This window comes from Mycobacterium sp. (assembly GCF_044223235.1).
Taxonomy (GTDB): Bacteria; Actinomycetota; Actinomycetes; order Mycobacteriales; family Mycobacteriaceae; genus Mycobacterium.
On the sequence record NZ_JBGAME010000003.1, the window covers coordinates 257,431 to 281,914 of the forward strand.

A 24,484-nucleotide genomic window follows, 5' to 3' on the forward strand; every position below is an offset into this window, starting at 1 on the left:
CCGGCTACTCACCGGCCGCGATCATCGTCTCGGCCCAGGCGATATGTCCTTCGAAGCCAAGCGATTCCGCCATCGCACGATAGCGAAGCACCAAATCCCGGTGGGCAACATCGTCGCGGCGGGCTCGGGCCAGCAGGGCGCGCAGCCGCAGCAGCGTGATCTCGCGCACCGCCGAACCGTGCTCGGCCGGCAGGTTCGCCAACCGGTCGATCGCCTGTTGGGCTTCGGACACCTCGCCCTCGATACCACGCTGCAGCAGCGTCTCCACCAGGAGGCTGGTGCCCCAAACTGCGTGCGCGTGTCGTCCTGTCCGGTGCATACCGTCGACGGCCTTGCGCATCGCAATGGCAGCATCGCGATCGCCGCGCAGGGCCTCCTCCCGCGCGACCCACAACTCGGTGTTCGGGACCATCTGAAGGCAAATCTGCTGACGCAGCCACAAATCGCGGGCCTGCACCATCAGCTCCAGCCCGCGGTGGCGGTCGGCCTCGGCGTCGCGATACAGCAGCGCGCCGGCCAACGCGTACTCGGCCGCGCTCAATGCGACATCGTTGCTGGCCACTTCGGCGATCCGCACCGCTTCCTCGAGGATGCGCACGGTGGAGTCATCGGCGCGAAGTACCCCGCAATGTGCTGCGAAACCGTGGCCCCACATGGCGATAGCGGCGACGGCGAGCGGGTTGCTGTCTCGGGCCATCGCGACGGCGTCGTCGAAGTCTTGGTGCCATCCGGCGCGGCCCAGCCAATACCGCGCAACGCCGCGCCACGTCAGCGCGACTGCCAGCGGTGATCCGAAACCGAAGCCGGCGCCCTTGATGGGATCGCCGGCGGCCAGGTCGATGACGGTCTGCGACCACCGCAAGATCTCGCCGAATTCGCTGGTATCCGCCCAGGCGGCGAATGCTACGGGCGCCAGCCCGATGATCAGGGTGGGATCTTCGATCGACTCGAGCAGCGTCATCTGTTCGTATGCCAGCTGTGCCGCATCATGCGGTCGGGAAGCGTAGAGGAGTTCGGCGGCCTGCCCGGTCATGCCAATGGCAAGCGAGACCTTGTCGCCGGCCGCTGTGCACAACTCCCGCAGTTCCGCGAAGCGGCCCCCGCTGTCATGGACGGCTCGGTCTTGCCAGTCGGTTGCGCACAGCATGGTGCGGGGGGCGATGCGCATCGACAATTGGTTGGGGTCGGGCAGGGCGTCAGCGATCCGGCGCGCACGCTCCCAACTGAGCCGGGCGGCGTCGAAATCGCGGTTGGTTGACCACGCCGCGGCGCGCATATGCCAGCCATACGCCGCGTGCAGCTCGCCCGCCGCTTCGAGGTGTTCGGCGATCAGCGCCGCGCGCTCCTCCACCGACCCGGGCACCCGCTCTTGGATCGCGGCGGCCAGGCGCCGGTGCCATTGGGCGCGATCGGATTTCAGCTGCGACTCGTAGGCCACCGCGCGGATCAGCGGATGGCAGAACGCGTACTCGGCGCTCGGGGTAAGCCGCACCTGATCGATCAGCTCCGCGCCCAGCAACTCGTCCACCACCGCATCGATACCCAGCGCGGCCAGCAGGTCGGCCCCGAAGCGGGCCCCGATCACCGACGCTGCCGCAATCGTCTGCCTGGCCGCGGTGCTCAGCCGGTCGATGCGCGCGGCGATGGCCGCTTGCACCGTGGCCGGCACCGTGACGTCGGCGACATCGGTGTGACAGGCATAGCCACCGCGTTCACCCGTCAGCACGCCGCGCTGGGCCAACTCGCGCACCATCTCCTCGGCGAAAAACGGGTTCCCGGCGGCCCGCCCGGCGATGATCGCGGCCAGCTCCTCGACCGAGGGATCCGAGCCCAGCAGCTCCCCGATCAGCGCCGCGGTGTCCGAATCAGCCAGTGGCCCAAGGGTGATCGTCTGGGCGCCGGGCACCTGCGTCAGCGTTCCCTCGTATTCGGGGCGGTAGGTGATCAGCACCATCGACGGGGTGCGCGCAATGACGGCGAGGAAGTCGGCCAGCATCGATTCGCTGGTCGCGTCGATCCAGTGTGCATCCTCGATGAGGAACAACGCCGGTGCGCTGCGCGCCAACGATGCAGCGTTGACCAGTGCGGTCAACCGGCGCCGCCGCGCATCCGGGTCGATCTCGGGCAGCGCCACCGCTGGGTCGGCGATGCCCAGCAGATCATCGAGCAGCAACAGATCCTGCGGGTCGGCACCCGGAACTCGTTCCCGGACGCGTTCGCGGGCGGTTTCGCCATCCAGGTCGGCCACGCCGGTGCCCGCCCGCAGCAGCCGCGTCACGGCATGAAACGGGACCTCACGAGCGTGCGATTCGCAGAAGGCCCACACCACCTCAACCCCGCGTCCGGCCGCCAGCACCGCAACCTCGCGGGCCGCCCGGCTCTTGCCGATGCCCGGCGGTCCCACCACAGTCATGACACCGCCGCGGCCACCGATCGCGCGGTCCACCATCGCCTCCAGCGCCGCCGTCTCCCAGCGCCGACCGACCAGGCTCGCTTCGGCGCGCCCGACCACCCGCTGCCGCGGCGCGATCGCCAGCAGCCGGCGCGCGCGCACCGGTTCGTCGACTCCCTTGATCCGCACCCACTCCGGTTCCGCCAGCACGGTGAGGTGTTCGACGAGGCGGACGGTCGACTCCGACAACATCACCCCACCCGGCGGGGCTGCCGACTCCATTCGCTGCGCAAAGCCCACCTGATGGCCGATCGCGGCGTACCCATGCGACCCTGAACCCACGGCACCGGCGATCACCCGGCCCGAATTCAGCCCCACCCGCAGCCGCAGCACTACCCCGTCGCGGCGAGCCACCTCATCCGCCAACCGGCCGGCCTCGCCCTGAATCGCCATAGCCGTAAGGCAGGCCCGCAAAGCGTGATCCTCCAGCGCCACCGGCGCGCCGAACACCGCCATCACTCCATCGCCGATGAACTCCACCGTCCCACCGAAGCGCTGCACCACCGTCGCCGACCGCTCCGCGAGTTCGGTCATGATCTCGCGGAACCGCTCCATCTCCAGCACGGCCGCGAGGTTCATCGAACCCACCACATCGGCGAACAGCACCGTCACCTGCTTGTACTCCGCCGATCGGCTGACCTGTGTGACCGGTGTGCCGCATTCACTACAGAACCTGGAGGTCGCAGAGAGTTCCGTGCCACACGACCCACACGACAGTCTTGCTGCTGTCAGCGCACCGCGACCGTCATCCCCGTTGGGGTCCACGTCAGTATCGTGTCACCGCTGGTCAGCAGTGTTCGTCATATCGACAGACAGCTCTGAGCACTGCGTCGCCTCGGCCCACTTCATGCGCCCCGATCAGCGCGCCCGTTGGAGCAGGCTCTTCAACTCATCGGCCACCTCAGGGGACTTACCCCACCCCCCACCCCAGTAGGTGCTTCGGTCGGAGTGAAGTGCCCAACATCGTCGAGCAGACGCAGGCGGGCGTTTGGGATGCAGGATGCGAACGCGCGGGTGCTGGCGGGAGTGCAAGCCGGGTCGCGAGCGCCGAACAGGACGGTCGTGGGAGCGGCAATCCGCGGGAGGTCCCTGCGCGCACGCACAAAGAGTCGCCAAAGCCGCGCTTGGGAATGCCGTGCACGGCAACGACGGTTGGCCGCGTAGCTGCGGCCGGGGCGGTGTGTCCACACAGAACACGCTGAGCCCGTCGACGTCGTGCCTGCTGCCGTCAACGGCGTCTGCAGGCGTGCCTGATGTGGTCATGCTCGAATCTCGCGGTGGCAGTCGTCGCATCGGTGGTAGAGGTCATCGCATTCCGCGCGCCGACTTCCGCGCCAAGGCTGTGCCGGCGACGGTTCTCACGGCCACGGTGCAGACGTGGGCGCAAACGGCGGCGCGCGCTGCCCCGTCAGTCGCCCAGCGCCTGCTCCAGTCGCTCCACCTTGGAGGTGATCTGGCCGGTGTAGCCGGGCCGGATGTCGGCCTTGAGTACCAGGCTGACCCGCGGGGAGGCGGCGGCGACGGCCTCGACGGCTTGTTTGACCACCGCCATCACCTCATCCCACTCGCCTTCGATGTTGGTGAACATCGCGTTGGTCTCGTTGGGTAGCCCGGAGGCGCGCACCACGCGGATCGCCTCGGCGACCGCGTCGCGGACACCGCCGGTTGCATCGCCACCGGACGGACTCACACTGAACGCCACAATCACCTCTACAGCATGCCAGCCCGGAACGTGAATTTGCTGGCGAAGAGGTTTGCAAAGGTAGACACTTCCAGGATGGTCGACGTTGTCGTGATGCCCGCATCGATCGAGCACCTCAAGGTGCTGCAGTCCGATCGCGCGGCGTTCGCCGAGTTGTTGGGCAGCGGAGTTCCCGAAGGTTGGCCGGAGTTTCCGGAGGCGGTCGAGTTCACGCTCACCAGGCTCGCCGAACACCCCCACGAGGCGGACTGGTGGATGCACTTCTTCCTCGCCGACCGCGGCGCGGTGCTCGTCGGTTCCGGCGGGTTCGTCGGCCCGCCGGTCAACGGGGTAGTCGAGATCGGCTACGAGATCGCCCCGGCATTCCGGGAGCAGGGGCTGGCCAAAGCGGCCGCGCAGGCCATGATCGACAAGGCCGCGGCGAGCGGCCGGGTCACGACGGTCGTCGCACACACCCTCGTCGATGAAAACCCGTCGGCGGGTGTGCTGCGTCGGCTGGGCTTCCGGTGCGCCGGGACCGTGGTCCACCCGGAGGATGGCGCCGTGCGGCGCTGGGAGCGCACGGTGGCCGGCGCCGCCTGACGCCTATTGCTTACTGAATCCCGTCGGCCGGACGACGATGATCACCCGGTCGGCGGCATCGGCGGGAGGTTCGGTGAGCGGGCCGCTGTAGCGGTCGTTGAGGTGCAGATAGAACGCAGCGGTGGGGTCGGACACGATCTCATCGACGACGCCGCGCACCTCGAGGTAGCGGTAGGGGTTGTCCGGGTCGCTGATCGACATCGCCACATTCGGGTTGGCAGTGATGTTGCGGTACTTCTGCCGCTTGGTGGTGTGGGTGAACCGCAACCGTCCGCCATCCCAGTCGAACCACATCGGGTTGACCTGGGCGGCACCGTCCGGGCGCACCGTCGCCAGATGCCCGTACACCGGCCGGCTCAACAGGTCCTCATATCCGTCTGGCACGGCTACCATCACGGTCCCTCTCGGTTGTGCGGTGATCGGCCGTCAACGAGCGAAAGGATCTCGTCGCGGCCGGTGTCCCCGTGGCTACGGTGGTCTGTTCACTATGACTGTCGACATCCGCCCGCCCGCCACCGCCCCGTGGAGACCGCGCGCCACAGTGCAGTTGACGGTCCTCGGCGTGGCGTCGGGCCGCTATGTGGTGGCGTTCCAGATGGGCATCGGCCGCGGTGATCGAGGTGGTCCTGACCTGCGTGCTGTGCTCGCGCGGCCTAGTCGACGTTCCCCCGGCAGCGCGACGAAGGTAACGTTCTTCCTGCGACCACGATGAACAGTGCAGTTCAGCGCTGGCGGTCGGCCGATTGTCGGGGGTCTAGCGGCATCTGCGGGCGATAGCTGTGCCCCGCGCTGTGCAACACTGGATGAAGTTCTGTGACTGGAGGTCAGGCATGCCGCAGCGGACCAAGGGGACACTGGCCACCGCGCTTTTCGTGGCCGGTTTGGTCGGGGGACTGTTGAGCAGTCCGTCGGCATTGGCCCAACCCGACGTGCCACCGCCACCAGCGCCGGTCGATCCGGCCGCGGCAGCGGCGTCGGCGCCTGCCCCGCCGGCCCTATACGTGTTCCCGCCGCCGCCGCCGGTGAACCCGTTCGATCCCGCGGCCGCCACCCGGCCGTTGCCGATCCCGGAGGGCACGCCGGCGGGTCAGAACCCGACCCCCTATGTCGGTGAGCCGGTGTTCGCGCCGCCGACCTTCAACCCGGTCAACGGGTCCATGGTCGGCGTCGCCAAGCCGATCATCATCAACTTCCAGCGGCCCATCGCCAACCGGCCGATGGCCGAGGCGGCGATTCACATCTCCTCGAACCCACCGGTGCCCGGCCGCTTCTACTGGATGAGCGACACCCAGGTGCGCTGGCGACCGCAGGATTTCTGGCCCGCGGGCACTGTGGTCGGCATCGACGCCGGCGGCACCAAGTCGAGCTTCCGGGTAGGGGAATCGCTGGTCGCCACCATCGACGACAGCACCCACCAGATGGAGATCATGCAGGACGGGAAGCTGGTGAAGACGTTCCCGGTGTCGATGGGCAAGCCGGACGGCAAGCACGAAACCCCGAACGGCACCTACTACGTGCTGGAGAAATTCCCCGAGATCGTCATGGACTCCTCGACCTACGGCGTTCCGGTGACCTCAGCCGAGGGCTACAAGCTCGACGTCGAGGACGCGGTCCGGATCGACAACAGCGGCATCTTCGTGCACAGCGCGCCGTGGTCGGTAGGCGATCAAGGTAGGCGCAACGTCAGTCACGGGTGCATCAACCTCAGCCCGGCCAATGCACAGTGGTTCTATGACAACTTCGGCAGCGGTGATCCCGTCGTGGTGAAGAACACCGACGGTGGCTGGTACACCAAGAACGACGGCGCTCAGGACTGGCAGCTGTTCTGACCGCCCGACTACGCGGGCCGGGCAGCATGGACCGGTGTCGGCGTAGCGGCTTTGCCGAGGCAGCGCCTTGTCGAGTGGGTCTGGGATGCGGTGACGTCGGAGAACTTCAGTGTGGTAGCGCCATCGACAATAGATTCCGCGGCGCGCTGGGCTGCTAGGCGACTTCATCGAGAAGGCATCCGGCGCTTAACCGCCCCGGACGGATGATGCGCGATGACCGCGGTCGGACGACCACCAACGACCTCGAGTGCACGACAGCTAACGGAACAACCCCCGGAGGGGCGAAGCGCGCCACGCCCGTCGTCCGCAATGCGACACCGGCCTTGGCCTGACGGTATCCGATGCGCACCCCGGCCCCGGTGACGATCACCAGCCCGCTGGCACCGGGCAGGGCAAGGGCGGCCAACGCCGCCAATGAAAGGGGGAGCACCACGGGCAGCGCGACAGCGGACAGCCCCGACAGTGACCCGGGTAGCAGCAGTCGACCTCCGGCGGGCCGGAAATACGTCTGCACAGCCATCGCAGTGGCGCCATGGTGTGCTAGCGGTGTGATCCCGGGCAACCATGACGCTTGACCCAGCCGAGGCATCGCACCGAGAATGGCTGCCGCAATCTTGCCGAGCAGCGCAACCTCGGCGCTACCGGCCAACGGCGGAATACCGGGAAGGGACGACGTCGGCGGCCACGGCGATGCCACTCCCGCGTCCACGGTTGCCGATAACCCAGCAACATCGATCTCTGCTAATGCCGCCGCCACTATCGGCCCTATGCCGGGGATGCTGATCAAGAAGTAATAAAGGTCGGACTGCAGTTGCGTGAGCTGGGCGACCGCAGCAAAAGAGGTGGGCGGGTGCTGAACCAGCGCGAGGACGTCATGCAGGAGCGCGACCAGCGGCGGGGGCGGCGCCGCCACCGTCGTGAGAGCCGGAGCGGGAACTGGTGCCACCGCAGTGGGAACGGGCGCAACCTCGTCCGGGGCTACGGCGACGGTGCTCGAGTCGGTGGTCTCGTCCGGGGCTACGGCGACGGTGCTCGAGTCGGTGGTCTCGTCCGGGGCTACGGCGACGGTGCTCGAGTCGGTGGTCTCGTCCGGGGCTACCGCGACGGTGCCCGGGTCGGTCGTCTCGGCCGTTGTGCCGGTGTCGGCGGGCTGGTCACTCGGGCTATTCGCGCCGGCGGAAGGTTGACCCGAACGTATGCCGCCGTTGCCGTGCCGGCCCGAGTCCTTGCCGCCGTTGCCGTGCTGGCCCGAACGTATGCCGCCGTTGCCGTGCCGGTCTGAGTCCTTGCCGCCGTTGCCGTGCCGGCCCGAGTCCTTGTCGCCGTCGCGCTGCTGACCCGAGCCCTTGTCGCCAGGGCCGTGCGCGGCTGAATCGCTGGAACCGGGATCGGCAACGGCAATCGCGCTCCCGGCGCCACCCAGCCACAGGCCCACCGCGAGCGCGCAGACACCTACGACCACCCGCAAATGCGCCGGAACCATAGTCGCGCTCCCCCACGAGCCGCACCGGACCGCCCGCAAGCAGTCCAACATTTGCGAAATTGTCCCATGCTCGACCGTCAGGGACTAGGGATTCGGGCGCTTTACGACTGCGGCCACCCGAGTATGGGCGCTACGCCGCCGGGACGCGCGCGGCAGACCTTCGCCGCACGGGAGTGAGTGGTGTCGTAGGTTGGGCTGGACGTCCAGTGAGGTCCCGCCTGTGCTGTCCGGATCTGGCGACCGGCAGCTATGACTGCGTGTACGCCGGCGTTGATCGTGGCCCGCAGCGTCGGGTCGGAGCTGTACGGCAGCCGCGTTGAGATCCCTTGCGCATCGGCCTAATTCCAGATGCGCACCCGTCGTTGCGGTTCCAGGTACAGCTCGTCGTCCTCGTCCACCTCGAACGCGTCGTAGAAGGCGTCCATGTTGCGGATCACACCGTTGCAGCGGAATTCCGGTGGCGAATGCGGATCGACGGCAAGTCGTCGAATCGCCTCGGCATCACGGGATTTCGTGCGCCAGACCTGTGCCCAGCCGTAAAACACGCGTTGCTCGCCGGTGAGCCCGTCGATCTCCGGAGCCGGCGTGCCGTTCAGCGACAGCTGATAGGCCAACAGCGCGATCGACAGCCCGCCCAGATCGCCGATGTTCTCCCCGACGGTGAACGCACCGTTCACGTGGTGGCCGGAGTCCAGCCCCCGCGGCACGAACTCTTCGTACTGTTCGATCAGCGCCTTGGTCCGAACGCCGAACTCATCCCGGTCGGCGTCGGTCCACCAGTTCACCAGGTTGCCGTCGCCGTCGTACTTGGCGCCCTGATCGTCGAACCCGTGCCCGATCTCGTGGCCGATGACCGCGCCGATCCCGCCGTAGTTGGCGGCGGCGTCGGCGTCGGCGTCGAAGAACGGCGGTTGCAGAATCGCGGCGGGAAAGACGATCTCGTTCATCCCGGGGTTGTAGTAGGCGTTGACGGTTTGCGGCGTCATGAACCATTCGTCGCGATCCACCGGGCCGCCGAGCTTGGCCAACTCGCGGTCAGAGCCGACGATGTTGCCGCGCAGGTGGTTGCCGTACAGGTCGTCGCGCTCGACGACCAGCGCCGAGTAGTCCTTCCACTTCGCCGGATAGCCGATCTTGGGGGTGAACTTCTCCAGTTTGGTCAGTGCCTTCGCACGCGTCTCCGGCGTCATCCAGTTCAGCTCGGTGATGCTCACCCGGTAGGCCTCCCGCAGGTTGGCCACCAGCTCGTCCATCCGCGCCTTGGCTTCCGGCGGGAAATGGCGCTCCACGTACAGTTTGCCCAGGGCCTCACCCATGTGCCCCTCGACCAGCGATACGCCTCGCTTCCACCGGTCGCGGATCTGTTCGGTCCCCGACAGCCTGCGGCCGTAGAACGCGAAGTCCTCGGCGACGAGGTCGTCGGTGAGCAGTCCGGCGCGGGCGTGGATCAGCCGCCACCGGGCCCACGTCTTCCAGTCGTCGAGCGCGTCGCCGGTCCACAGCGCGGCGAACGCCGTCAGGTAGTCGGGCTGGCGCACCACGACTTCGGCTGCTTGTTCGGGTGAGCTGCCCAGCGCCGTGACCCAGCCTGTCCAGTTGAACCCCGGTGCCTCCTGCGGCAGATCGGTGAGCGTGCGCAGGTTGTAGGTCAGGTCGGCGTCGCGACGTTTGACCACATCCCAGTGTGCGGCGGCCAGTTTGGTCTCCAGCGCCACGATGCGCGTCGCCGTCTCGGCATGATCACCCCCGTAGACCAGGGCGAACATCCGCTCGATGTGCTGCGGGTAGGCCGCGAGGATCTCGGCATGCTGCGGATCGCGGTAGTACGACTCGTCCGGCAGCCCGATCCCGGACTGCGACAGATGCAGCAGGTAGCGGGCGGAGTTTTTCGAGTCGGTGTCGACGTATGCGCCGGCTCCGCCGCCGACGCCTGCCCGCTGCAGGGCCCCGACCACCTCGGCAAGCTCGTCGGGGGTCGCCGCGGCGTCGATCAGAGCCAGCTCATCGAGCAGCGGCTGCAGCCCCCGCTCGGCCACCGTCGCCTCGTCCATGAAGCTGGCGTACAGATCGCCGATGCGCTGGTGATCGGTGCCCGACGGCGCGTTCGCGGCTGCCGCCTCAGTGATCAGATCGCGCACCTGTTCCTCGGCGCGGTCGTAGAGCGAGCGGAAGGCGCCGTCGGTAGCCCGGTCCGCGGGAATCGTGTACTCGGCCAGCCAGCGGCCGTTGACGTGGCCGAACAGGTCGTCCTGGGGGCGGGCACCGTCATCGACGTGGCTCAGGTCGATACCAGACTTGATCGCTTCTACCGTCACCCCAACATGATTCCAGATGCGCAATCCGCGGTGCGGCGCCAGCGCTGCGCTCGCCCGGGACGCGGGGCGCCCGCGCCGGGGGCAGGTACCCTCACGGCCATGTCCGACGAGCTCGTCGACGAGCGTGCCGAGCAGTCCGAACAGTCCGCGGAAAAGGTGCTCACGGGCTGGGGCGTCGCCTCGGCGGTGCTCGGGCTCATCGGTGCCGCCGCGGTGGTGCTGGCGGTGCTCATCTGGTCGTCGCATCGCGCCGAAGCGGCCGAGCGCAGCTATCAGAGCCGGGTGCTGCAGACCGCCGCGGAATGGACCGGCGTCCTGGTCAACATGAACAAGGACACCGTCGACGCCAGCATGAAGACGCTGTACGAGGGGACCGCGGGCCAACTCAATGCCGACTTCGAGTCGACCGTGCAGCCCTTCCGTCAACTCGTGCAGACGCTGCAGACCCAGACCACGGGTCAGATCGACTCCGTGGCGATCGAGTCGACCTACCACAGCCCCGAGAACCCCGACGGCCCGGCGTTGGCGCCGCGGCCGCAGACCGACGCCGGTCTGTCCGGCCTCTCGGCCCGGACCGACACGGTGCTGGTGGTGGCGACCTCGGTGAGTGAGAACGCGGGTGAAGACAAGCCGCAGACGGTGCGGTGGAACCTGCGCATGGACGTCTCCGACGTCGACGGCCGGTTGTTGATCTCGCGGTTGGAGCCCATCCGATGAGAAACCGGTCGCGAGTCGTGCTGTTCGACCTCCTTGCTCCCGCCGCTACCCTTGCCGCGCTGGTGTTCATCGGCGTGGCGATGAGCTGGCCGCTGTGGTGGGTGTCGGTCTGCTCGGTGTTGTGCCTGCTGATCGTGCAGGGGGTGGTGATCAACTTCGCGCTGATGCGCCGCGACGGGGTCACCGTCGGCACCGACGACGACGGCCCCGGCCTGCGGCTGGCGGTTGTCGCGGTCGCGGTCGCCGCGCTGGTGTCTGCGGTGGCGGTCGGCTATTTGCGGTGGACGGTGCCGGACCGTCAGTTCAACGCCGATCGCACCGAGGTGGTGCGGATCGCCAGCAGTGTCTCCGAGGCGACCGCGACGTTCACACCGCAAAGCCCGACGGCATCCATCGACCGCGCCGCGGCGCTGATGGAGCCCGACCGCGCGCAGCAGTTCAAAGACGAATTTGCCAGTGTGGCAAAGGAATTGACCAGTAAGAACGTGTCGGCGCAGGCGGGCACGGTCTCGGCGGGGGTGGAGGCGCTCGGCGCCGACGCCGCCAGCGTCGCGGTGGTCCTGCGCGGCACGCAGAGCGTCCCGGGGCAGCCCGTCGACAACGCGGTGCTGGCGCTGCGGGTGACGCTGTCCAAGGACAGTGGGCGCTGGCTCGTGCACGATGTCACCCCGCTGCACTCCCGCTAAAGAGCACGATCTGTGCACAGTTTGTAGCGCTGGCCGCATAGCGCTGGTCGACTGGATGGACACGAAACGCAGGGGGAGGGGCCGGGAGGGGTGGGGATAACCCCCTGCAGACCGGCCGGATAGCCCCGTTCCGCGGCGGTCGTCGCAGAAATAGCGTCGGTAGTGCGAAGTTCAACACACGCCGGACCAGATAAGGGGTCAATCGATGAGCCGGACATCCGTGCGTCACCTTCCCAACAGCCGCAACGACTTTGGTGCTCGTGGGGCCCAGGTCCAGCGCTTCGAACGCGACGTGATGCCGCACGCCGGACTGCTGCTGCGTGGTGCGCGGCGGCTCACTCGCACCGAGGCCGACGCCGAGGATCTGCTGCAGGAAACGTTACTGCGCGCCTACACCGGGCTTCCGACGTTCACGCCCGGCACGAACGCGAAGGCATGGCTGTTTCGCATCATGCACAACCAGTGGATCAACAACTATCGGCGTCGGCAGCGCCGGCTCGAGGAAGTGCCGGTCGACCAGATCGCCGATCAGGACTTGTTCGCGATCGGCAGGCACGGCAACGGCGACCTGCGTTCCGCCGAGGACGAAGCGCTGCGCGCGTGGTCGAATCCGGGTATCGCCGCCGCGCTCGACGCGCTGCCGGAGGGTTACCGCACCGCGGTGTATTACGCCGATGTCGAGGGGTACAGCTACGCCGATATCGCTGCGCTGATGGACATTCCGCTCGGCACCGTGATGTCCAGGGTGTTCCGCGGACGTGCCCGGCTGCGCTCCGCGCTGGCCACTGCGGCCTAGGGGACTGGCCACTGCGGCCTAGGGGACTAGGGGCGACGCGAGTCGATGACGCCCGTGTTGAAGCCGGCGAGGTGAAGCCCGCCGGCGAACCGGGCATGCTCGATCTTCAGACAGCGGTCCATCACCACCTGCAGCCCGGCCGCCTCGCCGTCGCGGGCCACCTGCTCATGCCACAAACCCAGTTGCAGCCACAGGGTTTTCGCGCCGACCGCGACCGTGTCGTCGAGCACCGACGGCAGATCGTCGCGGCGGCGGAACACGTCGACCATGTCGGGCACCACAGGAAGGTCTGCCAGCGACGGGTAGACCCGGGTGCCCTCCACCTCGGAGATCGTCGGATTGACAAGGTAGAGATCGTAATTCGACGTCGACTTGAGGTAGGTCCACACGAAGTAGCTCGCCCGCGCCGGGTTGGCCGACGCCCCCACGATCGCGACCGAACGCGTCTCGCGGAGGATGCGCTGACGGGTGAGCGCGTCGGGGCCCACCCAGGTACGTGCCTCAGACATTTTTCGAAGCCTCCGTCAGTGCCTGGTCCAGGTCCCAAATGATGTCGTCGACATCCTCGATGCCGACGCTGATCCGTACCAGCTCGGGCCCTACGCCGCCGGCGCGCAGTTGGTCGTCGGTGAGCTGGCGGTGGGTGGTGCTGGCCGGATGGATCACGAGCGTGCGGACATCGCCGATATTGGCCAGATGGCTGGCCAGCCGTACGGCGTTGATGAACCGTTCGCCGGCGGCGCGGCCGCCGTGCACACCGAACGCGAACACCGCCCCCGGGCCGTCGGGCAGGTAACGGGCCGCGCGGTCATGGTGCGGATGCGACGCCAGCCCCGCCCAGCGCACATACTCAACGCGCGGATCGGCCTCCAGCCAGCCGGCCACGGCACGGGCGTTGCCGACATGTGCGGCCATCCGCTGCGGAAGCGTGTGCACCCCCTGCAGCAGCTGAAACGCCGACTGCGGGGCCAGGCAGGCGCCCAGGTCGCGCAGCTGCTCGCTGCGCAATTTGGTCAGAAAGCCGAACTCGCCGAAGTTGCCCCACCAGCTCAGCCCGCCATACGACGCGACCGGGTCGGTCATCTGCGGGAATCGGCCTGCGCCCCAATCGAACCGGCCCGCGTCGATGACGACGCCGCCGAGGGTGGTGCCGTGACCGCCGAGGAACTTGGTCGCCGAGTGCACCACGATGTCCGCGCCGTGCTCGATCGGCCGGCACAGCGCCGGCGTCGCCACGGTCGAGTCGACCACCAGCGGCAGCCCGGCGTCGTGGGCTACCGTCGCCAGCCCTGCCAGATCCGCGATCTCACCTGACGGGTTGGCGATGACCTCGCTGAACACCAGCCGGGTGCGGTCGGTGATCGCGGCGGCGAAATCCGCCGGATCGGTGCCGTCGACGAACGTGGTCTCCACCCCGAAGCGGCGCAGCGACACATCGAGCTGCGTGACGGTGCCGCCGTACAGACTGCCCGCAGCCACGATGTGGTCGCCGGCCCCCGCCAGCGACGCGAACACCGCGAACTGGGCGGCCAACCCGCTGGCCGTCGCCACCGCGCCGAGGCCGACCTCCAGACTCGCGACGCATTCCTCGAACGCGGCGACGGTCGGATTGGCGATGCGGCTGTAGATGTTTCCGTACTTCTGCAGCGCGAAGAGGTTGGCGGCGTCCTCGGTGTCGGCGAAGACGAAGCTGGCGTTCTGGTAGATGGGTACGGCGCGCGCCCCTGTCGCGGCGTCCGGGCGCTGGCCGGCGTGAATCGCACGGGTGGCCAGGCCGTAGATGCGGTCACTCACGGGCACCCAGCCTACGGCCCGGGTGACGGGAATTGGTCGGCCGAGGCGCCCGGATCAGGGCACGGATCGACGCGGGGCATCCCCGAGGATCGGCGGCGTCAGCCCAAGTCACATGTGCGCTGGGCGCGGACCTTGGCGAAGCGGTCGGCCAGTTTGCACATCCGGACCATCAGCGAGGCCGTCGGGCTGACCTTGCCGTCGAGGTAGGAGGCGAATTCATCGCAGGGAACGCCGATGCGCGACGCGAATTCCTGCTGAGCGAGGCCGGAGCGGTTGAGCAGGGTGCGGACATGACGCGCCACCTCGGCGCACTCCGCGGCTTCCAGCTTCTCCCTGGTGCGGCTGAGCACCTCCGCGAGCGCCTTCGAAACCCCGTAGGGGCGAACGACTTCCAGCACCTCTTCGACCTGACGAGCGGTCCTGCCGTAGGGGTCGCGCTTGATCGCGGCGGCGATTCGCTGCCACACGGTCAGGTCGTCACCGCTCTCCAAGGCGGCCCGGATCGCCGAGGTAGGCCAGAATTCGACCGGTCGGTCCACATCGGGAGCGCGCCGCTGAGGGGCGGCTCCCGCCGCCGAATCGTCGGGCGTGGGGTCAGCGTCATGGCGGGTATCCGCTGTCAGCGTCACTTCGCCTCCTCCAACATCGCTACCGCCACCGCCAGGCAGCGCTGCCTGACGCCGGCCCAATCCGCTACCGTTCCATCATCGCCCACCGCACCGTCGGATGGCTGCGGATCCGCCAGCCTGCGCACCAGCTGTGTGGCGACCCACTGCGTTTCCGGGTGCGGGCCACAGTAGTACCGATCGATGCCGGTCAGGACCACTGCAGCGGTTTGAGTGTCCATGCAGTTGGCCATTTCGGCAAGCTCAACGTAGTCGTGGGCGCCGTTCCTGGACAGCAGCAGATAGCCCTTCAGCCGAAGCGTCTCGGCGCCGGTGGGAACCTGCAGCCGGTCGCCGGTGGGGAGCTGGACATTGGTGGTCTCGACCGGGCTGGTGCGCTCGATCGGCGCGCCGTCAGCGTCGGCCGCCAGTGCATCCAACGCAACGGCGAGCCTGCGCTGCCACATGGTGACGGGATGCACCGCCGACGGATCGCGGTGCAGCGTGATGCGAGTGGTTATCCCGCCGGTGCTGGTGTCGTCGACCATGCGGCCCCTGCGGGCCTCGTGGGAGTTGTCGCGCTCAGTACCCGCCGCGGGTTGCCGCTTGCCGCCGATCGATAGGCAGCCGCTGAACGCCAGCGGGTCGGCCACCGTGATGGCGTGTGGGGCGAGGGTCTTCAACTTGGCCGCCGACTTGACCATGGCCCGCAGGTCGGCGCCGGTGGGTCCGAGTGCGGAGATGTCGTCGGGGATGATGACAAGGTCGTTGTGCACGGCCTTGGGCAGCGGCTTCTCGAAATCGACCGACGGCAGGATCCGGTCGAGCCAGCCCGGTAGCCACCAGTTCCACTTGTCGAACATCGCCATCAGCGCGGGAACCAGGACCAGCCGCACGATCGTGGCGTCCACCGCAATCGCCACCGCACACGCGACTCCCAGCTGGGCCACCAGCGGCATGCCGGCGAACGCGAAGCCGATGAACACCGCGATCATGATCAGCGCCGCGCTGGTGATGGTGCGGGCGCTGGTGCTGACCCCGTAGGCGACGGCGTCGCGAGTGTTGTGGGTCTGCAGGAACCGCTCCCGGATACGGGTGAGCAGGAAGATCTCGTAGTCCATCGACAGGCCGAACGTCATCGCAAGGACCAGCGGGGGGATCGTGCTGTCCAACGAGGTGAGCTGTTCGAAGCCCAGCGCCTGTAGCCAGCCCCACTGGAAGACGACCACCAGGCTTCCGTAGGCCGCGGCAACCGACAGCACGGTCATCAACACACCCTTGACGGCGAGCACCACCGACCGGATCGCGATCAGCAGCATCACGAAGGCGATCAGGGCCACAAACGCGAACACCACGGGCTGCGTGGCCGAGATCCGGTCGTCGAAGTCCTTGATCAGCGCCGTCGGGCCGCCGACGTCGACACGCGCTGCCTCGCCCGCGACCGGCGGCAGCTTCTCGCGCATCCAATCGACCGTCTGCCGGGCGCCCAGGTCCTCGGGGTCCACCGCCAACACCGCCGACAACAGCGCCACGCTCTTGTCCTCCCCGATCACCGGGGGTGCCACCGAGACGATGTTGGGCGCCTTGGTCATCTCCTGTCGGACCGCATCGAGGACCGGGGCGTTGGTCGGACTCTCGGCGTTCCCCTCGGCGAAGGTGACCAATATCCGCACCGGGCCGAGCGCACCCGGCCCGAGTGCCTCCGCGGCGGCGTTGACGCCGCCGCGGATCTCATGGGTCGGCTCGAACTGCCGCTGCATGCTGTTGCCGAGAACCATTGCGAACGCGGGGGCGGCCAACGTGAGCAGGACCGCGGCCGCGGCCACCGCCGACAGCCAGGGGCGCCTCATGACCGATCCGGTCCAGCGGGTCCAGAATCGCGACTGAGTGGCATCCGGCTGGCGCGACCAGTGCAGGTACGACGAGCGCTTCGCTGCGGCCTTCCCGCACGTCGCAAGCACCGCGGGCGTCAGCGTGGTGGAGGTGAGCACCGCGACGGCGACCGCGAGAATGGCGCCGGTGGCCATGGACTGCAGCACCGGGGTGTTGATCAGGTAGATCCCCGTGACCGAGGCGATGACCGTCAGCCCGGACAGCACCACGGCCAGCCCCGAGGTGGCCATCGCCGCGTCGGCCGCCTGTTCCGGATCCCGCCCCGCGCGCAGTTCTTCGCGGAACCGCATGAGGATGAACAGCGAGTAGTCGATCGCCAGCGCGATGCCGAACATCGACACGGTGGACGTCACGAACACCGACATGGTGAAGAACATCGACAGCAGATAGACCACGCCCATGGTCACCACCACGGTGCAGATGCCCAGCACCAGCGGCATCGCCGCGGCGGCCAGCGACCCGAAGACAGCCAGCAGCACCACCAGCACGATGGGGAGGTTCCACTTCTCGGCCTGGGTGATGTCGTGCTTGGTGGCCTCGCTCGCGGCGGCCCCCAGGGCGCCCTGGCCGATGACGTAGAGCTTGACCCTGCCGTTCTCGATCTGGCCGGGCTGCTCGCCTTCGATACCGACCTTGGCGCGCAGTTGCTTGGCGACGTCGACGGCGCCGGTGTTGTCGAAATCCAGCTGCAGCGTGATGACGTAGGGCCGGTCCGGCTGGGGAGCCGGCTGCACGGGATTGGGGACGATCGAGACGCTGGGCACGTCGGCGGCGATGCGCTCGAGCTGGGCCACGGCGGCGTTCATATCGGCGAACGACGCGTCGGCACGCGGCGCGGCCACCAGCGCCAACGGCGACGCGCCCTGTTCGGGGAAGCGGTCCTCCAACTCGCGCTGGACGTGCAGGGACTGGGAGCCCGCAACCTCGAACCCGCCACCGGTCAGGTTCCCCGCCTGGCTGATCGCAAGGTAGACAGCGGGAACGAGGAGAAGTATCCAGGTGGCGAACACCGCCCACCGGTAACGGCGCAGGCGGGCGCTCAGGCGCATCATGAACTGCTGAATGCGACGTCCCCGCTCTCTCCCCGGCGTTGCGTAGCGGAAGCGTACCGCAGCATGGGGTAAGGTGGCCGACCTTGTGATCGCCCCACCGGGCACGCGCGTTACATCGCGTCACATTTTCGGGCGCCGCCGAGCCGATCACGGGCCCTCCAGCAGGTGTGACGGGCATCTCACCGAGTTGGCATCCCCTGCTGCGGAGATGGCAAGATGGCCGCTGGCCAATGGCAGGGATACCCGTTGGGACGTCGGTGTGGAATCGCCGGACAGCACCGGCCCGGCACTGGCCAGACACGGTCGATCGCAACGTCAGCGAGGCAGGCATATGCCGCCGATCGTGAGTAGCAAACCGTGAGGAGTAGTGATGACCCCGGTATTCGGGATCGCGGTAGTCGGGACGGTATCCGGCAGGACCGCGACGTTGCGCCGTGTCTTGGTCGCCACCTTCGCCGTCACCGCCGCCGGTGGTGCCGTCGTCGCAGGCCTGACGGGTGCGCCGTCGGCGACCGCCGCACCCGACCCGTGCGCGGCCAGCGAGATCGCGAAGACCGTGGGTTCGGTGGCGACATCGACCGGCTCGTACCTCGACGCGCATCCGGAGACGAACCAGGCGCTGACCACGATCGCGCAGCAGCAGCCGGGTCCGCAGTCGTTGGTGACGTTGAAGGCCTATTTCGATGCCAACCCGCAGGTGGCCAAGGATATGCAGCGGCTGCAGCAGCCGTTGGCGAGCCTGTCGGGGCGTTGTGAGCTGCCGATAACCGTCCCGCAGCTGATGGGGTTGGTGCAGGCGGCCCAATCGCATGCGGGCGCCCCGCCGGTGAGTTTGCCCGGATCTACGTCCCCGGCGCAGCAGGTGACGGTTCCCTCGGCGCCGGACATCGCGCTGCCGGTGCCGGCATCAGCGTCGACGCCGGGGCGCGGGCCGCTGCCGGGTGCGGCGGCGGTCGCTGAAGGCTGATGAAGGTGGTGCGTGTGTTGTTTCGCACATCCGGCCTGAGCAGCGGTTTCGGACTTTCTCGTGATGGGTTTACCGCAAGGCAGGAAAGTGGCCGCGGATTCTGATTAGCTTTGCTTGTCGCTAACCGACTTTGGTTGCGTCCTGTCAACATTTGATGAAGGAGCTGGTTGATGTTGCTCACGGCCCGTAGCGCGCGGCGCGTGATTGCTGGCGCGGTCGGCACCGGTGCGGTTGCCGGTGCGATGTTGTTCGGAGCCGCCCCGTCGGCGATGGCCCAGCCGATATCGAACAACCCGCCGAATTGCACGGCAGGCGACCTTGCACAGGTTGCTGCGGGTGTGTCGGCCGGCACGTCGGTCTACCTGTTCACCCATCCGTGGGTGAATGACTTCTTCACCAGCCTGGAAGGTTTGCCGCGCGAAGAGATTCGCCCGAAGGTCACCGCGTACCTCGACGCCAACCCGCAGGTCAAGGCCGAACTGACCGCGATTCGCCAGCCGCTGGTCGACCTGAAGAACCGCTGTGGAACGGCGCCTGCACCTGCCATTCCGTAATTCCGGTGCGGGTGGGGCAAGATCCGCCCGTGCATGAGAGCGCGAGCCGGACCGTCTTGATGGTCGACGACGATCCGGACGTCAGAACCTCCGTGGCCCGCGGACTGCGGCACTCGGGTTTCGACGTCCGGGTCGCGGCGACCGGTAAGGAAGCCTTGCGGCTGCTGGCCAGCGAGACACACGACGCCCTTGTCCTGGACGTCCAGATGCCCGAACTGGACGGGGTGGCCGTGGTGACCGCACTGCGTGCGCTCGGTAACGACATCCCGATCTGCGTGCTTTCCGCCCGCGACACGGTCAACGACCGCATCGCGGGCCTGGAGGCCGGCGCCGACGACTACCTCACCAAACCATTCGACCTCGGTGAACTGGTGGCCCGGCTGCATGCACTGCTGCGGCGGTCGAACAGTTCCGACCGGGAGTCGGACACGATGATGGTCGGACCGCTGACCATCGACACCGCACGCAGACTGGTCTTCGTCGACGGCGAACGGGTCGATCTGACGAAGCGCGAATTCGATCTGCTGGCCGTGCTCGCCGAGAACGCCGGGGTAGTGCTGTCGCGGCAGCGCCTGCTCGAACTGGTGTGGGGATACGACTTCGACGTCGACACCAATGTTGCCGACGTCTTCATCAGCTACCTGCGGCGAAAGCTGGAGCGCGACGGCCAGGCTCGGGTCATCCAGACGGTCCGCGGCATCGGCTACGTGTTGCGGGACGAGCCTTGAGCCGGGGCGCCCGGCCACGCCGCGACCACCTCCTGAGTGAGCTGTAGCTGCCGGTGTGGTTCTACCGACTCTTTCGGTCCACGTCGCTGCGGACCAGGGTGGCCATCGCGGCCGCCGCCGCGGCCTCGGCCGTCGTTGCGGCGTTCACGATCCTCACCTCGGTGGTCCTGGCCAGCAACGACGCCGCTCAGCTGGACCGCAGGCTTGACTCGATCGTCGACGCCAGCATGTATCCCGATCAACTCCAGGACCCCAGGCGCGGCGTGCTGACCACGGGCCGGTCGACCTCCACCGGCCAGGTGGTGTTCCAGCGGGGATTCCAGCTGCCACTGTTGCCGCCGGGCACCGAGACCGTCGAGGTCAACGGTGTCGAGTACCGGGTGCGCACCATCCCGGTCGACCAGGCCGGCGGCGTTCTGGTGTCGATCGGCATCCGTGCCGACAGCATCTTGCTCAGCCCCGCCCGCATCCCGCTGTACACGGCGGTCGGGGTGCTCACCGTGCTGATCGCCGGCGGGCTGGGGTGGCTGTTGGCAGGCCCGGCGATCCGGCCGCTGCGCAAGCTCACCGAGCACACGTCAAAGCTGGGCAAGGGGACCGATGACCTGCCCGAAGTCCGGGGTGTCCGGGAGGCCGAGGAGTTGTCCCGGGCGATGACCGCCATGTTGAGCCGGCTGGCCGCCGCCCAGCAGGCCACCACGAATTCGCTGCAGGCCGCCCAGGACTTCGCCGCGAACGCGGCGCACGAGCTGCGCACACCCTTGACCGCGATGCGTGCCGACCTGGATACGCTGCGCATCCACGACCTGCCCGTCGAGGAGCGTGCCGAGGTGGTCGCCGACCTGTCACGGGCCCAGCGACGGGTCGAGGCGATCATCACCGCGCTGGGGCAGCTGGCGTCGGGGCAGCTGGCGCAGGCCGAGGACCGCGAGCTGATCGACGTCACCGACATGCTCGATCGCGTCGCGCGGGAGAACAAGCGCGCAGGCGGGGTCGCGGAGATCGTCGTCGACGCCGACAACCTGGGGACCATCTGGGGCTGGCCGGGCGGACTGCGAATCGCTGTGGACAACCTCGTGCGCAACGCGATCACCCACGGGGAGGCCACCCGCGTCGTGCTGACGGCGCGGAGGTTGGACGGCGCAGTCACGATCGTCGTCGACGACAACGGCCGCGGCCTGCCCGCCGAGGAACACGAGACGGTGCTCGGCCGCTTCCGGCGCGGCAGCACCGCGGCCCCCGGCGGTTCGGGCCTCGGGCTCGCGCTGGTGGCCCAGCAGGCCACCCTGCACGGCGGCGACTTCCGGCTGTCGGACGGACCGCTCGGCGGGTTGCGTGCGACGCTGACCGTCGCGACGTCACCCGAGCCGGTGACCGAGCGGATTCAGCTGCGCTGAGCCGCGCGGCGCGCCGGCAACATCGCGGCGACGGCCCGCCAGCCGAGCAGCAGCGCCGCGGTCACCGACGAGGCGACGATCACGAAACTGACGGCCACGCCCGCGGAGGTGGCCTTGCGCAACAGCATTCCCACCGCCACCGTGCACACCCACACCACGACGCCGGTGGGAGTGAGCGCCAGCGGGCGGCGCCAGCCGCGGGCCAGCAGCCAACCCGCCGTCGTGCCGGTCAGAAAGGGCCATGCCGTCCCGGCGATACCTGCGACGCTCAGCCCTTCGTCGTGGCTGCGGCGGCCGAGCGCGCAGAACAGCACGACGCAGGCGAGGTCGGCGAGCACGGCGGCCGCCACCGGCCGGGTCATTTCGCTCCTGGCGTCCGCGGGGTCATTTTTGCTCCTCGCGTCCGCGGTGAGCTCCCGATCATCGGTCGGCATACGTCATCACATCCAGATTCAGCGGGCTGACAGCGGTTTCCTCGCGGGCGACGACGCCCGGCTGAAGCGGAGCGGGTCTCCCGGCCACCAGGGCGTCGACGTCGTCCATCGAGGCGAGCCGGGAGTCCAGCCGGAACGACGAGAACACGAACGGCAACCCGTCGGCGCGCAGCGGGTCGGGGCCGTCCATGACGTGGAAGTGCAGATGTGGCGCGTCCGAGTTGCCGGTGTTGCCCAGCAGGGCGATCACCTGTCCGGTGCCGAGCCGGTCACCCGGTTTCACCCGGACGCTGCCGGTCTGCAGGTGGGCGTACAGCGCGTAGTTGCCGTCGCCGAGGTCCTGGACGATGTGGTTGCCCGCGTACTGATCGAGGGTCAAACCTGTCGCGGCCACCCCGGGCACCTGTTCGGGCAGCCCGTCGGCGACCGCGACGACGGGCCCGTCGGCCACCGCGTGGATGTTCGCGCCGAAGTAGGGATAGCTCTCCAGCCGGGACGCGTCGCCGGCGAACACCCGCCCGGTCGGGTCCAGCTGGACGTAGTCGATGGCGAATCGTTCGGCCGCCCACAACTGGCCGTCGATCGGGTTGAGCGCCATGCGATGGGCGGACATGTCGCAGCAGCTGTCCCCGTCGAGCCAGCTGGGGCCGGTCAGCGGCGGTGCTATCTCGACGGGTTCGCGGTCCTGCACGCGGACCGGGGCGACGTTCGCGGTCATGGTCTGGGGAAACAGCGGCGGGTTCGGGTTGGCGATGGTCAGCCCGATCGTGTGCGTCAACTCCTCGGGGAGGGGCGCTGAACCCGCAGACGGCGGATCGACGGTCACGTCGAGCCACACCGCGGCGCTCTGGCCGGGCCCGAGCCGGGTGGTCGCGGTGGCGGGAGCGCCGAGCACTCGTGTCCGGTAGCCCAGCTCGTCGCCCGCCAGTGTCACCAGCGGCCGGTCAGCGTCCATCACCGCCAGCGATGTCAGGGTTATGTTCCCGCCGAGCACATTGGTGACGATCAGCTCATACGCCAGGTGCACCTTCCCGTCGGTCGCGGGGACCGGAATGGGATCGGCGACCGCGCGGACCAGGACCGGCGTGACGGCAGGTGGTTGCGCAGGCGCGGTCGGGGCGGGCCCGGCGGTCGGGGTTTCTTGAGCGGATGCCGGGGTGGATGTCGCTGCGGCCTCCGGGCTGGTCACGCTGTCAGCGCTGTTGGGCGGGATTCCCGACTGCTGGTCACATCCTGCGAGGAGGAGAACGGCCGAACCGACGACGGCCGCGGTCGTTCGGAATCCGGGCATGCGAGGGCTCCTAGGGCTCGGGTCGCGGTTCGGGCTCGTGCCGCGCTTCGGGATCGGGGCTGAACTGCGGCGGCTGCGCCACGGTTGCGTCGCGTGCATCGTGCCCACTGCCGGCGGCGTCGCGGGTGACGGTCGTTACGGCGTCGGGGTCGATGTCCTTTTCGGTGCGGAACATGAAGAAGAACACCACCCAGCCGATTGCCGCGATGAAGATCCAGCTGATCAGCCGGTAGATGAACATCGCGGAGATGGCACCTGCCAGCGTCATGCCGCTGGACACCAGGCCGGGCACCAGCACCGCCTCGACCACAAGCAGGCCGCCTGGCATCAACGGGATGGTGCCGACCGCGCGGGCCGCCGCATAGGCCACGGTCAGTCCCGCGAGCGACGGGTGTCCCCCCGCGGCGTAGCAGGCGAACGTCAGACAGGCCACATCGGCGATCCAGTTGAACATCGACCAGCCGAACGCCATCCCGAGGTCACGCCTGCCGAGGCTGACCGACTCGAGCTGTTCGAGGGTCTCGCGCCACTTGGCAAGGCCGGTGTCGGCGGGCTTGCCACGCAACGAGTTGAACCACGCGAGCAGCTTCACCCCGATGCCGTCGATGAGTTCCGGGCGGGTGGCGACGGCCTGCGCGAGGATCAGCAGCGCCGCGAACCCGCCGAGTGTGAAGATCAGCGACAAGGGGTTCTTGCTCGCGCCGAGCATGAAGGCACCGCCGAGACCGAGCAGCGCAAGGCCAACGCCCTGCAGTACCCCCGACATCACCAGCTGCCAGGACGCCACCACCGGCGTCGCCCCCCAGATGCGTTGCTGTCGGTACAGGAACGTCGCCGAGAGCACCGGTCCGCCCGGCATCGTCGTGCTCAGCGCGTTGCCCGCGTAGTAGGCGGCCTCCGACCGCCACTGCCTGACGTGCACGCCCGCCGATCTCAGCAGTGTCCGCTGGATCTGCGCGAAGCTGTGCATCGACGCCAGTGCCGCGACCATCGCCGCGAGCACCCACCACCAGTTCGCCGACAGCAGGCTCTTCCATGCCTTGGCGATTTGGTCCCACACCAGCGCCATCTCGACCGCCAGCACCGTGACGGCCAGGCCGATGATCACCCAGCGCAGCCACCAGTATTTGCCGCGGGTCGATCCCTGCTGGCTTGTCCGCCCCTGCATGGCGGCGCTCGCCGGCGCGTCATGGGACACGCTTACAGG

General features: G+C 68.4%; 21 protein-coding genes. 9 read left to right on the forward strand and 12 right to left on the reverse strand.

Annotation, left to right across the window (positions count from 1 at the left end):
* Positions 1-4: 4 nt before the first annotated feature.
* Positions 5-3,184, reverse strand: coding sequence for an ATP-binding protein (locus tag ADBZ6K_RS06995; RefSeq protein ID WP_526345279.1), 3,180 nt, complete (start codon positions 3,182-3,184; stop codon positions 5-7).
* Positions 3,185-3,860: 676 nt separating this feature from the next.
* Positions 3,861-4,160: a thiamine-binding protein gene (locus ADBZ6K_RS07000; RefSeq protein WP_526345149.1), complete on the reverse strand. Its 300-nt coding sequence runs from the start codon at positions 4,158-4,160 to the stop codon at positions 3,861-3,863.
* 69 nt (positions 4,161-4,229) lie between these two features.
* Between ADBZ6K_RS07000 and ADBZ6K_RS07005 the strand changes: the two genes are divergently transcribed.
* A complete protein-coding gene (locus ADBZ6K_RS07005) occupies positions 4,230-4,736 on the forward strand; it encodes a GNAT family N-acetyltransferase (RefSeq protein WP_526345150.1) in 507 nt (168 codons plus the stop codon).
* A gap of 3 nt (positions 4,737-4,739) precedes the next feature.
* Here ADBZ6K_RS07005 and ADBZ6K_RS07010 read toward each other — a convergent pair whose 3' ends face one another.
* Positions 4,740-5,129 carry a PPOX class F420-dependent oxidoreductase gene (locus ADBZ6K_RS07010; protein ID WP_526345151.1) on the reverse strand — a complete coding sequence of 130 codons (390 nt, stop codon included), beginning with the start codon at positions 5,127-5,129 and terminating at the stop codon, positions 4,740-4,742.
* Between the two features lie 437 nt (positions 5,130-5,566).
* Between ADBZ6K_RS07010 and ADBZ6K_RS07015 the strand changes: the two genes are divergently transcribed.
* Positions 5,567-6,565 carry a L,D-transpeptidase gene (locus ADBZ6K_RS07015; protein WP_526345152.1) on the forward strand — a complete coding sequence of 333 codons (999 nt, stop codon included), beginning with the start codon at positions 5,567-5,569 and terminating at the stop codon, positions 6,563-6,565.
* 154 nt (positions 6,566-6,719) lie between these two features.
* Here the strand turns inward: ADBZ6K_RS07015 and ADBZ6K_RS07020 are convergent, their stop codons facing one another.
* Positions 6,720-8,048 (reverse strand): hypothetical protein, encoded by a 1,329-nt coding sequence (locus ADBZ6K_RS07020; RefSeq protein WP_526345153.1) that lies wholly within the window; start codon positions 8,046-8,048, stop codon positions 6,720-6,722.
* A gap of 338 nt (positions 8,049-8,386) precedes the next feature.
* Positions 8,387-10,363 (reverse strand): M13 family metallopeptidase, encoded by a 1,977-nt coding sequence (locus ADBZ6K_RS07025; RefSeq protein ID WP_526345154.1) that lies wholly within the window; start codon positions 10,361-10,363, stop codon positions 8,387-8,389.
* Between the two features lie 99 nt (positions 10,364-10,462).
* Between ADBZ6K_RS07025 and ADBZ6K_RS07030 the strand changes: the two genes are divergently transcribed.
* The 3 genes from ADBZ6K_RS07030 to ADBZ6K_RS07040 all read left to right on the forward strand — a co-directional run bounded on the left by ADBZ6K_RS07030 (position 10,463) and on the right by ADBZ6K_RS07040 (position 12,562).
* Positions 10,463-11,080, forward strand: coding sequence for a hypothetical protein (locus ADBZ6K_RS07030; protein WP_526345155.1), 618 nt, complete (start codon positions 10,463-10,465; stop codon positions 11,078-11,080).
* Positions 11,077-11,766: a hypothetical protein gene (locus tag ADBZ6K_RS07035; protein WP_526345156.1), complete on the forward strand. Its 690-nt coding sequence runs from the start codon at positions 11,077-11,079 to the stop codon at positions 11,764-11,766. The genes ADBZ6K_RS07030 and ADBZ6K_RS07035 overlap by 4 nt, the downstream gene beginning before the upstream one ends.
* Positions 11,767-11,971: 205 nt before the next feature.
* Positions 11,972-12,562, forward strand: coding sequence for a sigma-70 family RNA polymerase sigma factor (locus ADBZ6K_RS07040; protein WP_526345157.1), 591 nt, complete (start codon positions 11,972-11,974; stop codon positions 12,560-12,562).
* A 26-nt stretch (positions 12,563-12,588) separates the two neighbouring features.
* Here ADBZ6K_RS07040 and ADBZ6K_RS07045 read toward each other — a convergent pair whose 3' ends face one another.
* The 4 genes from ADBZ6K_RS07045 to ADBZ6K_RS07060 form a co-directional block, all read right to left on the reverse strand.
* Complete coding sequence (locus ADBZ6K_RS07045) at positions 12,589-13,071, reverse strand: CoA-binding protein (protein ID WP_526345158.1); 483 nt, start codon at positions 13,069-13,071, stop codon at positions 12,589-12,591.
* Positions 13,064-14,356 (reverse strand): O-acetylhomoserine aminocarboxypropyltransferase/cysteine synthase family protein, encoded by a 1,293-nt coding sequence (locus tag ADBZ6K_RS07050; protein ID WP_526345159.1) that lies wholly within the window; start codon positions 14,354-14,356, stop codon positions 13,064-13,066. Before ADBZ6K_RS07050 ends, ADBZ6K_RS07045 begins: the two co-directional genes overlap by 8 nt.
* 98 nt (positions 14,357-14,454) lie before the next feature.
* Positions 14,455-14,985 carry an XRE family transcriptional regulator gene (locus tag ADBZ6K_RS07055; protein ID WP_526345160.1) on the reverse strand — a complete coding sequence of 177 codons (531 nt, stop codon included), beginning with the start codon at positions 14,983-14,985 and terminating at the stop codon, positions 14,455-14,457.
* Positions 14,982-17,906 carry an MMPL family transporter gene (locus ADBZ6K_RS07060; protein WP_526345161.1) on the reverse strand — a complete coding sequence of 975 codons (2,925 nt, stop codon included), beginning with the start codon at positions 17,904-17,906 and terminating at the stop codon, positions 14,982-14,984. Before ADBZ6K_RS07060 ends, ADBZ6K_RS07055 begins: the two co-directional genes overlap by 4 nt.
* Before the next feature lie 370 nt (positions 17,907-18,276).
* On the opposite strand from ADBZ6K_RS07060, the gene ADBZ6K_RS07065 reads away from it, so the two are divergent.
* From ADBZ6K_RS07065 to ADBZ6K_RS07080, 4 genes are all read left to right on the forward strand, one after another.
* Entirely contained in the window at positions 18,277-18,873 is a 597-nt protein-coding gene (locus tag ADBZ6K_RS07065; protein ID WP_526345162.1) for a hemophore, read from the forward strand.
* Between the two features lie 170 nt (positions 18,874-19,043).
* On the forward strand, positions 19,044-19,427 hold the full coding sequence (locus tag ADBZ6K_RS07070; protein WP_526345163.1) for a hemophore-related protein: 384 nt from the start codon (positions 19,044-19,046) through the stop codon (positions 19,425-19,427).
* Between the two features lie 59 nt (positions 19,428-19,486).
* Positions 19,487-20,155, forward strand: a complete 669-nt coding sequence (locus ADBZ6K_RS07075) for a response regulator transcription factor (RefSeq protein ID WP_526345280.1) — start codon at positions 19,487-19,489, stop codon at positions 20,153-20,155.
* Between the two features lie 53 nt (positions 20,156-20,208).
* Positions 20,209-21,552 carry a HAMP domain-containing sensor histidine kinase gene (locus tag ADBZ6K_RS07080; RefSeq protein ID WP_526345164.1) on the forward strand — a complete coding sequence of 448 codons (1,344 nt, stop codon included), beginning with the start codon at positions 20,209-20,211 and terminating at the stop codon, positions 21,550-21,552.
* Here the strand turns inward: ADBZ6K_RS07080 and ADBZ6K_RS07085 are convergent.
* Genes ADBZ6K_RS07085 through ADBZ6K_RS07095 form a run of 3 tightly spaced genes read right to left on the reverse strand, consistent with a single transcriptional unit; the run spans position 21,540 to position 24,445 of the window.
* Complete coding sequence (locus tag ADBZ6K_RS07085; protein WP_526345165.1) at positions 21,540-21,914, reverse strand: DUF3054 family protein; 375 nt, start codon at positions 21,912-21,914, stop codon at positions 21,540-21,542. The two genes, ADBZ6K_RS07080 and ADBZ6K_RS07085, sit on opposite strands and share 13 nt — an antisense overlap.
* A gap of 58 nt (positions 21,915-21,972) precedes the next feature.
* On the reverse strand, positions 21,973-23,277 hold the full coding sequence (locus ADBZ6K_RS07090; RefSeq protein WP_526345166.1) for a M23 family metallopeptidase: 1,305 nt from the start codon (positions 23,275-23,277) through the stop codon (positions 21,973-21,975).
* A gap of 10 nt (positions 23,278-23,287) precedes the next feature.
* Positions 23,288-24,445 (reverse strand): lysylphosphatidylglycerol synthase transmembrane domain-containing protein, encoded by a 1,158-nt coding sequence (locus ADBZ6K_RS07095; RefSeq protein WP_526345281.1) that lies wholly within the window; start codon positions 24,443-24,445, stop codon positions 23,288-23,290.
* Positions 24,446-24,484 lie beyond the last annotated feature (39 nt).